Here is an 11,410-nt window from a genome sequence, read left to right on the forward strand (position 1 = left end):
AAAGTGTTTGAAAAAGTGTTATTTTTTTAAATGTGGAAACCCGTAAGGATTTAATTTTTTGTTGTATTACGTTTGTGCCAATTAACAAATTAACCAAATCAAAATGAAAAAAATTTTATGTCTATTTGGTGCTTTAGCACTAGTTTTAACCTCTTGTTCAAGTGATGATTCTTCTTCAGATTCTTCGGATGGCGTATTGCTTAAAAAAACCGTTATTAAAAATACAGAGGGAGATACATACACCATTAACTACAAATATGATGGTAATAAAATAGTAAGTGCTATAGATGATACGGGTGATTCAAACATGTATTATACTTACACAGGGAATTTAATTACGAAAATAGAGTTTAAATACCCTGACGGAACAATAGATCAAGTAAATACTTATTCTTATAATGCTGATGGTAAATTGACAACTTTTCTTAGAGTAGAGCCAAATATGGATTGGGGACACAAAGAAGTTTATACTTATAATACTGATGGAACGATTACAGTTAAATCATATTCAGGAGATAGTGAAAGTCAAACAAGTGAAGGGTCAACTAGTACAATTAAATTTGTAAATGGTGAAGTAAGTGAGATCATAAGTGAATCAAGCTCGGAAAGTCATAAATACACTTATGACAATAAGAACAACCCGATGAAAAATATTTTAGGTATGGATAAAATTGCATTCGTTGATGGAGAAGGAAGTGGAGTTAAATTCAACATTTTGACTGATACATCAGACGGTGATTTATGGACAAACAGTACTTTTACTTATAACGAAAGTGGTTATCCAGTTAAAGAAGTAGATGCAGGATCTGATAGTTTAGGTACTTCTGAATATTTTTATTAATATTTGAATTAGAAAATTAAAATAAGAAAAAGCCAGATGCAAATGTTTCTGGCTTTTTTTATTTAGAAAAAACTCAATTTATCAATTATAAAAAAGAACTTGATCTAAACCAGATGTTTTAGATATTTAGTTTTTTCAATAGAAGAACGATTAATTTATAATCATTCTTTTTTGATAAATTTTCTCGTTAATTTTTAGGCTTTATATTATTGGTTATCATTGTGTTATGTGTTTATTGCTGTATTGTATTTTTTTGAATGTGGAATCCCGTAAAGGATTGATTATGAATTTTAGTAAGTTCGCGCTCATAATCAATTTAACCAAATCGAAATGAAAAAAATTTTATGCTTATTTGGTGCTTTAGCACTAGTTTTAACATCTTGTTCAAGTGATGACAATCAAGATGGAGGTGCAATTTTGCCAAAAACAATTAAATATTCTAGCGTAGCATATCCTTCAGAAAATTCTACTTATGTAGCAACTTACAATGGTACCAAAATTGTAAGCATGAAAGATGAGGCAGGAAGAACTGACTATACTTATGATGGTAATCTTGTGGTAAAAGAAATTAACTATGATACTGAAAGTGGTAAAGATATCATTAGTGACATCACAACTTATAAATATACAAACGGAAAACTTACAGAGTCTACTTATGCAGAAGGCTTTTCGACAGCATTTCCTAATGGTGAATACAAAAGCAGAATCGTATTTACACATAACGCAGATGGAACAGTAAAAAGAGAACGTTATAACGTAAATGGTACTACAGGAGCAGAAACAAAAAGTGTTTATTCTGAGGTGTTAACTTTTGCGAACGGAAATCTAGTTAAAAGTGTTCAAACAGAGTCAGAAACAGGTAGTGTATTTACAGCTCAATATGAATATGATAATAAAAACAATCCATACAAAAATATTACAGGATTCAATTTGCTAATAGATCATAGCGAAGGTGAAGGTTCTCTTTATAGCTCTGTGAACAATATTGTTAAGTATACAGCATCTTACTCAAGTGGAGGAGAAGCAAATGTATACAAAAGTGAAATTGTATATGATGCAAATAATTTTCCGACAAAAATTACGAATTACAAAAGCGACGGAACAACAGCTGCTGAATCAAATGAGTATTTTTACTAAGTAAAGCCATACTTTAATTTTAGAAACCAAATACTTTTGTATTTGGTTTTTTTATTGGTTAAAATTGATGAAATTCGTGTGTAAATTAGAAATCATGCAATTTAGAACCCAAATACCAATTACAAAAAGTGAAAATCCTATCGAATATAATTCAAAAGTGCTTTCTATTGGATCTTGTTTTGCAGAAAATATGGCAGAGAAATTCGATTATTTTAAATTTCAAAATGAAACCAATCCGTTTGGAATAATTTTTAATCCAGTTTCAATTGAGAAATTATTCGATAGAATTTCTAAACAAGAAATGTTTGGAGAAAAAGATGTTTTCTTTCACAATGAACGTTGGCATAGTTACGAAGTGCATTCTGATCTAAGTAATTCTGATCGTCAAGAATTGCTGGAATCCTTAAATAAAGCAATTACAGAAACGCATAAACAAATTAAAGAAGCTACGCATATTATCATCACTTTTGGGACTTCGTGGATTTATAGAAATCTTGAAAAAGATGAAATTGTAGCCAATTGCCATAAAGTGCCTCAAAAGCAATTCTCAAAAGAATTATTGCCCTCAGAAGTAATTCAGAAAAGCATTCAAAATACAATTGCGTCAATTCAATCTTTAAATCCAAATATCAATTTCATATTTACCATTTCTCCAGTTCGTCATATCAAAGACGGTTTTGTAGAAAACCAATTAAGCAAATCGCATTTATTTGCAGCATTGCATGGCTTTTTAAAAATTTACAATTCACACTTCACAATTGACAATTATTTTCCATCGTACGAAATCATGATAGACGAACTTCGCGATTATCGTTTTTATGCCGAAGACATGCTTCATCCCAATCAAATAGCGATAGATTATATTTGGAAGCTTTTTAGCGAAAGCAATATTTCAGAAGACAGTTTTTCTACAATGAAAGAAGTAGACGAAATCCAGAAAAGTCTACGTCACAGAAGTTTTAATCCAGAATCAGAACAGCATCAAAAATTCCTGGCAAAATTGCAACAGAAAATTGAAGCTTTAGGAAAAAAACAACCGCACATTAAATTTTAATTTTGTTTTAAGAAATTCACAGAGTTAAAAAAAAGACTTCGTGCCTTACCGCCTTTATGGCAAGAAAAAAACTTATTTAGCAGTAAAATTTTAGAATAATTCCTCATAATTGTGTAAATTGTTAAGGTTTAAATTTTACATTTTTGTAAGATGTCTAACTCTGCTTTTTTCAGAAGCAATTTTAATCTAAAAGATTTTATTGACGTATGAATAAGAAACCGAAACATTTTCTAAAAAAAATACTTCGTGTGCTATTATGGTGCGTGGTTTCTATAGTTGCATTTTTATTGCTTCTCATTATTTTAATTCAAGTTCCATCAGTTCAAAATTTCGTTAAGGATAAAGCAATAACATATCTTCAGGGCAAGATAAAAACCAAAGTTTCATTAGATAAAATCTTAATCAAATTCCCGAAAGATGTAGTGCTGGAAGGTTTCTATTTTGAAGATCAAAAAAAAGACACTTTGCTGGCAGGCAAACGATTAGAAGTTGATGTTGATCTTTTTAAATTGGTCAGCAGCGAACTGGAAATCAATTCGGTTTCATTAGAAAATGTAAAAGCTAATATTTCAAGAAACAAAGAAGGTGTTTTTAATTTCGACTACATTATAAAAGCATTCGAGTCTAAAGAACCAAAAGTTGAAGATCCAAATGCAAAACCTTTCAAAGTCTCTGTTGTAAAAGTAAATCTCGATCAAGTTAAATTTAATTTTAAGGATGATTTTTCTAAAAATGATATTCGAGTAAATCTGACTCATTTTGACACTAAATTCAAGAAATTCGATTTAGATCAAATGGATTTTAATATTCCGAATATTAATTTAAACGGACTTAAAGTAGTTTTAGATCAAGATGTTGTGGAGAAAATAGCTGAAGTTTCAGTCAAAACTGTTGATACCGTTTCAAAACGTCCAGATTTTAAATTGAAATTGGATAAAATAACTTTGTCTAAAATCGATATTTTATACGATAATAAAGATTCCAAATTAAATTCAGGTATTCGTTTAGGAAATTTAAATCTTGCCGTAAATGAAATCGATCTAAACAAACAGCTTTTAGATTTTGATACTTTCGAAGTAAAAAATCTTAGCGGAAATCTAAGATTAGGTACAAAAGACAAACAAATTCAAACTCCCAATTTAGATACAACGGCAATAAAACAAGCAGGTTGGAAAGTAAAACTAAACGAAACCAATTTAGAAAATATAGCTTTCAAGTTTGATGATATGCAGTCAAAACCGAAAACAAAAGGTTTAGATTACGCACATTTAGATTTGAGTAAATTCAATTTTAAAGCCGAGAAATTGTATTACGGAAATGATACTATTTCTGGAAATATACAAACATTAACTGTCAACGAAAAAAGCGGTTTGCAAATTCAAGCTTTAAAAACAGACTTCTTTTACGGTCCAAAAAATGCTTCTTTAGAAAATCTATATTTAAAAACGCCGCAAACACTCGTTCAAGATAAAGTTAAAGCACAATATAAATCGTTAGAATCGCTTCAAAAAGATTTAGGAAATCTTGCTATTGATGCCAATTTAAAACAATCAAAAATTGGTTTTAAAGACATTTTACTGTTCGTTCCAGATTTGCAGCAAACAAATCCGTTTAAAAGTAATCCAAATGCGATTCTGTACGTAGACAGCCGTGTGAGTGGAAAAGTAAAAGATTTGAATATTTCGAAATTTGAAATGAGTGGAATAGGTTCTACAAAAGTTTCCCTTTCTGGTAAAATTGCTGGACTTCCTGATGCTCAAAAAGCTTATTATGATTTGAATATCAAGAAGATTTCGAGTACTTCAAAAGACATCAATATGTTTGTGCCTGCGGGAACAATTCCGAAAAATATTCAATTGCCTTCGCAACTAAGCTTGCAAGGAAAATTTAAAGGTTCGGTGCAGAATTTCAAAACCAATTTGGCTTTAAATAGCAGTTTTGGAAATGCAAAAGTAGACGCTCTTTTTGATCAGCGAATTAAGAATAAAGAAAAATACGATGCAGATGTTTCTCTGCAGGAATTTGATTTAGGTCGATTAATTAAAAATGATTCGATCGGAAAAATTACGCTTAAAGCGAAAGTTAAAGGAAATGGTTTAGATCCTAAAACCGCAAATGCAGCGATTGATGGTTTAGTGCAAAAAGCGGTTTTTAATCGATACACTTATAGAGATTTAGCTTTAAAAGGAAATATCGAAAATGGTTCTTTTGCCGTAAAATCTGGAATGAAAGATCCGAATCTGAATTTTAATTTGACCGCAAGCGGAGATACAAAAGACAAATATCCAACTGTAAAATTAAAACTGAATTTAGATATTGCCGATTTAGAAAAGTTGAATCTCCATGCAGGACCAATGAAACTGCGCGGTAATGTTGATGCTGATATAACCAACAGTAATCCTGATTTTCTTAACGGAAAAGTGTTTTTATCCAATATTCAGATTTTGCAAGATGTTGAGCCAATTGTTTTAGATTCGATTCGCGTTTTTGCTTTCGCAGACAAAGACAGCAATTCAATTAAAATTTCGTCTCAATTTCTAAAAGCAGAAGTAACCGGAAAATACAAACTGACGACTTTAGCAAATTCAGTTCAAAAATCATTATCGAAATATATAGATCTTAAAAATCCGAAAGTTAATGCAGAATCAGATGAGCAAAGATTGGCATTTATGCTGAAGGTAGATAATGATCCGGTGCTTTTTAAATTATTGCCAAAACTGACAGGTTTAGAGCCTTTTACGATTAATGGAAAATACAATAATCAGACTGATTCGTTGGAAGTAAAAGGAACGATTCCGAGAATTGTTTATGCAAACAATACCATTTCTGACGGGAAAATCAATATTGAAGCAAAAGAAAATGCTTTAGAATATTCTGTTTCTGTCGCTACAATTGAAAGCGGTTCTTTAAAAATTCCGTTTACAAGTCTAAGCGGACAAGTTCAAAATAATATTTTGACTTATGCGCTCGAAGTTCAAGATGCAAAACAAAAACAACAGTATTTTATTGCGGGCGAATTTAAAGCAGAAGATTCTAAAAATATAGTAAAATTGGATTCTGAAAACTTCATTTTGAATTATGATAAATGGAATGTCGATCCAGAAAATGCAATTGAAATTGGAGAAAAAAGATTATATGTCAATAAATTCAATTTGAATAATAATGGAAATGAATTAAAAGTACAATCGCAAGGAAATCAAGATAATGCACCGTTGCAAGTCGATTTTGTAAATTTCAAAATTGAGACCATTATGAATATGGTCAAAAAAGATGAATTGTTAATGCAAGGTTTGATAAACGGAAATGCTTTGGTTGAAAATGTAATGACCAATCCAACTTTTACATCAGATTTAAAAATTGATGATTTTACTTTTAAAGGATCAAAAGTTGGTGATTTAGAAATAAAAGTTGACAATAAAACTGCCAATACGCTTGCCGCAAATGTAACGCTAAGCGATGAAGGAAATGATCTCAAACTAACAGGAGATTATCAATTAGACGCTGGAAGTTTTGATTTTGATGTTGTAATTAACAAACTGTACATTAAAAGCATTCAAGGTTTCAGTATGGGAAATATTACCGAAGGACAAGGCTTTTTATCGGGAAATTTTAATTTGACTGGAAATACTTCGGCTCCCAAAATTAATGGCGAATTGAACTTTAATGATGCTGGTTTTAGAGTAACGCAATTGAATTCGTATTTTAAAACTAAAAACGAAAAAATCACTTTCAGCAATGAAACGATTTCATTTGATAAATTCTCTCTTTTCGACGAAAATGACAATGAATTATACGTAAACGGAACCATTCAGTCTCCAGATTTCGTTAAATACAATTTTAATTTGGTTGTAGAAGCAGATGATTTTAGAGCAATTCATTCAAAAGCAAAAGACAACGATTTGTTTTATGGCGATTTGTTTTTAGATACAAAACTAAACATTAAAGGAAATTTGGATAGTCCAATTGTAGATGGAACGCTTAAAATCAACAAAGAAACCAAATTTACAGTGGTAATGCCTCAGTCTGATCCGTCAATTGCAGATCGAGAAGGAATTGTAGAATTTGTTGATGAAGATAATGCCTATCTCAAACAAACGGTTGATATGCAGAATAAACTGAATCAATCGGAATTGAAAGGAATGGATGTGAATGTTGCTATTTCGATTGATAAAGAAGCAGAATTGACGCTGCTGATAGATAAGTCGAATGGAGATTATTTGAATTTGAAAGGTGAAGCAGAATTAGTGGGAGGAATTGATCAATCTGGAAAAACAACTTTGACTGGAAAATATGAATTCTCAGACGGTTCTTATCAGATGAATTTCAACGGAATAAAAAGAAAGTTCGATATTCAGCAAGGAAGTTTTATCACTTGGAATGGTGAGCCAACAATGGCAACTTTAAATATTACAGCCATTTATAAAGTAAACACAGCACCAATTGATTTATTAGGAAATCAATTAAAAGGAGAATCGCAAGCGGTACAAAATACCTATAAACAAAAACTTCCATTTCAGACTTTATTGAAAATGAATGGAGAATTGCTGAAACCAGAAATCTCATTCGGAATTGTGCTTCCAGAAGGAAATTATAATGTTTCTACAGATGTTGTAGAAATGACACAAACAAAACTGAAACAATTAGAACAAGATCCAGCGGAATTGAATAAACAGGTTTTTGCACTTTTATTATTAAACCGATTTGTGGGCGAAAATCCGTTTTCTAGCGAAAGTGGCGGTACAAATGCAGAATCTTTTGCTAGACAAAGTGTAAGTAAAATTCTTTCGCAGCAATTAAATAATCTGGCAGGAGATCTTATTACAGGTTTTGAAGTGAATTTTGACTTAGAATCGACAGAAGATTACACAACAGGAACCATGCAAAACAGAACCGATTTGAATGTCGAAGTTTCTAAAAAATTACTAGACGATCGTTTGAAAGTTACTGTTGGAAGCAGTTTTGGAGTAGAAGGGCAGGAACGCGCCAACGAAGAAACAACCAACATCGCGGGCGATGTTGCATTAGATTATCAATTGACAAAAGATGGCCGTTATATGATTCGTGCTTATCGTAAAAACCAATATCAGGTTGCTGTAGAAGGTCAGGTAATTGAAACTGGTGTTGCGTTTGTTATCACGATGAGTTACAATAAATTTAGAGAACTTTTCCATCGTACAGAAAAAGAAAAGGAATTGATAAAAGAAGATAAAGTCCGTAAGGAAAAAGAAAAACAGAAAAAGAAAGAACAGAAGGAAAAGGAAAAATTGCAGGAGAACGAAGACGAAAAAACAATTGAAGGAAATGAGCAGAAAACATAATCATATAAACCCATTTTATATAAAGTGTATTGCACTGCTTTTCTTATTTTTTGTTGTAGGATGCAGTAATACAAAATACCTTCCAGAGGGCGATTTGCTTTATACAGGAGGTTCCGTGACCATAAAAGATTCGATTATGAAAAAGAAAAATCGAAAAGCATTAGAAAAGGAACTCGAGGGTTTGTTGCGCCCAAAACCAAACAAGCAAATCTTTGGCTTGCGTCCAAAATTATTAATATATAATCTTGCTGGCGAACCTAAAAAAGATAAAGGAACAAGATATTGGTTAAGAAATAAAGTCGGAGAACCACCAGTACTTTTCAGTCAGGTAGATTTAGATTATAATGCATCTGTCCTTCGAAATTTTACTGAAAATAGAGGCTATTTTAAAACCCGTGTAAGTGCCGATTCGACTGTTCGAAACAAAAGAGTTACGGCAGAGTATATCGTTACGCCAAGACAGCAATACATTATAAAAAGCGTCATATTTCCCGACGATTCTTTAAAAATGTCAAAGATTATTGCAAAAAGCAGCAGAAGAAGTTTGCTTAAAGTGGGTGCGCCTTATGATTTGGATGTTATTAAAGCAGAAAGAGAAAGAATCGATGCAAGACTGAAAGAGAAAGGCTATTTCTACTTTAATCCAGATTATATTTTGGCCAAAGTAGACAGCAGTAAAGGAGATCACGAAGTAAGAATTAGATTGGTTATAAAAGACGATACGCCAGTAAAAGCTTTAACCACTTATAAAATTGATAAGATTTTTGTGTATCCAAATTATTCTCTAACAAATGATAGTGCGGTTTATCGAAAAAGAAACATGACACAATATAAAGATCTCACGATAATTGATACGACAGAAACTTTCAAACCAAGAATTTATGATCGAACAATTTATTTCAAAAAAGGAGATGTTTACAATCGAAAAGATCATAATTTGACTTTAAACAGATTTGTTAATCTGGGAACATTTAGTTTTGTAAAGAACGAATTTAAACCGTCAGATTCTATTCCGAATGCGTTAGATTCTTATTACTTTCTAACGCTTTTGCCTAAAAAATTTATTCGTGTAGAAGTTATCGGTAAAACCAATTCTGCGAGTTACACTGGTACAGAATTAAACTTAAATTGGAATAATCGAAATTTTTTGAGAGGAGCAGAATTGTTTACCGCTTCTGTTTTTGGAGGAGCCGATTTTCAGCTTGGTGGAACAAATAAAGGAAAGAATATTTATAAACTCGGAGGTGAAGTAAGTTTAACTTGGCCAAGATTTATAACGCCTTTTCATATTGAAGGAAATAGCGAATATGTGCCTAGAACTAAGGCAACGCTACGTTACGAATACCAAAAAAGAACACAACTTTATGCTTTAAACTCTTTCAACACTTCTTTTGGATATATGTGGAAAGAGAACATTCGTAAAGAACATCAACTGAATGTGATTGATGTTACATATGTAAGTCCGAATCATGTTACACCAGAATATTTGGCTGATATAGAAGATGATCCCGCATTAGGAAAGGTGATTGAGAAACAATTAATTTTTGGTCCGACATATAACTATACGTACACCAACACGATGCAAAAACGTAAAAAGAATACAATCTATTTTAATGGTGAATTGGATTTGGCAGGAAACATTACGGGTTTGGTTACGGGAGCAGACTATCCAAATAAAGTAAAGACAATATTTGATGTACCGTTTAGCCAATATGTGAAAATCAGATCTGATTTTAGACATTATCTAAAGCTTGGAAAAGAAAGTGAATTAGCCAGCAGATTGATTGTTGGAGCTGGATTTGCTTACGGAAATTCGAATACGCTTCCAGCTTCAAAACAGTTTGTTGTGGGAGGAACCAATAGTATTCGAGCATTTAGAGCACGAACTTTAGGACCAGGAAGTTATGTTATTCCGCCAACCACAAATGATAATTATACGCCAGATCAATCAGCCGATTTAAAACTGGAATTCAATACAGAATATCGCGCTAAATTATTTAGCATTGTAAGAGGTGCTGTATTTGTAGATGCTGGAAATATTTGGCTTTTACATGCCGATCCTGATAAACCTGGAGCAGAAATTTCAAAAGATTTTATGAAAGAAATTGCCGTTGGAGCAGGAGTTGGTTTACGTTTCGATTTGTCATTTTTGGTTTTAAGAACCGATTTAGCCATTCCGCTTCGAAATCCTGCTTTGCCAGACGGACAAAGATGGGTGATAGATAATATTAATTTAGGAAACAGTTCTTGGAGAAAAGATAACCTAATTTTAAATATCGCTATCGGATATCCATTTTAAGTTTATTTGCCACTCCCGATAGCTATCGGGATCACGAATTAGCACAAATTTCTCTTCTGTGTTTTTCAATTACAAATTAAAATTTGAAAAAATTAAAAATTAAACGCTTCAAAAAATTAGTGTAATTAGTGTAATTCGTGGCAAAAAAACTAAAAAAAGGAGTAAATTGGTCTAAAATATTTTAGAGGAATGCAAAACTTGATCAAAAGAATTATAGGTGTTGGAGTTATCGTTTTAATAATTGTTCTGGGATTTAAATATTGCCAGTTCAAAAAAGAAGACGATTCAGATATTCAGTACAATACCAATTTAATTCAGCAGCAGATTCTTAACGTTGGAAAATTGGTTGTGACCGAAGGACATTTTTCTGAAGTTATTACCTATAAAAATCAGCAGAAATATTTAATGGACATGATTTCTTTTGAGAAAAAAGCGCTCATTGTGGTCAACGCAAATGTCACGGTTGCTTACGATCTGCATCAAATGAAATATGATATTGATGAAAAAAACAAAACCATCACAATTTTAAATATCCCAAAAGAAGAAATTACTATAAATCCTGACATTCAATTTTATGATGTCGAGCAAAGTAAACTGAATCCGTTTACAGGCGATGATTACAATAAAATCAATAAATCGGTAAAAGCCAATCTGGCTAAAAAAATCGAAAATTCTACACTTAAAACTAACGCTCAAAACCGATTGATAAGCGAATTGTCTAAGATTTTAATTATGACCAATTCAATGGGGTGGAAACTGCA

At 31.8% G+C, this 11,410-nt stretch carries 6 protein-coding genes; all 6 read left to right on the top strand.

The features are described from left to right. The first annotated feature begins 196 nt into the window (after positions 1–196). Entirely contained in the window at positions 197–841 is a 645-nt protein-coding gene (locus tag B3J44_RS21315) for a hypothetical protein (protein ID WP_286971297.1), read from the top strand. Between the two features lie 330 nt (positions 842–1,171). Next, complete coding sequence (locus tag B3J44_RS21320; protein ID WP_286971298.1) at positions 1,172–1,978, top strand: hypothetical protein; 807 nt, start codon at positions 1,172–1,174, stop codon at positions 1,976–1,978. A 94-nt stretch (positions 1,979–2,072) separates the two neighbouring features. Continuing rightward, positions 2,073–3,032 carry a GSCFA domain-containing protein gene (locus B3J44_RS21325; protein ID WP_286971300.1) on the top strand — a complete coding sequence of 320 codons (960 nt, stop codon included), beginning with the start codon at positions 2,073–2,075 and terminating at the stop codon, positions 3,030–3,032. A 206-nt stretch (positions 3,033–3,238) separates the two neighbouring features. Beyond that, the gene (locus B3J44_RS21330; protein ID WP_286971301.1) at positions 3,239–8,350 is read left to right on the top strand and encodes a translocation/assembly module TamB domain-containing protein; all 5,112 of its coding nucleotides are present in this window, start codon (positions 3,239–3,241) and stop codon (positions 8,348–8,350) included. Further along, positions 8,334–10,649, top strand: coding sequence for a BamA/TamA family outer membrane protein (locus B3J44_RS21335; RefSeq protein ID WP_286971302.1), 2,316 nt, complete (start codon positions 8,334–8,336; stop codon positions 10,647–10,649). The genes B3J44_RS21330 and B3J44_RS21335 overlap by 17 nt, the downstream gene beginning before the upstream one ends. A gap of 189 nt (positions 10,650–10,838) precedes the next feature. Further along, on the top strand, positions 10,839–11,410 hold a 572-nt coding region (locus B3J44_RS21340), incomplete at its 3' end, for a DUF4230 domain-containing protein (protein ID WP_286971303.1).

It is taken from the genome of Flavobacterium sp. UBA4854, assembly GCF_002399805.1.
Classification (GTDB): Bacteria; Bacteroidota; Bacteroidia; order Flavobacteriales; family Flavobacteriaceae; genus Flavobacterium; species Flavobacterium ginsengisoli.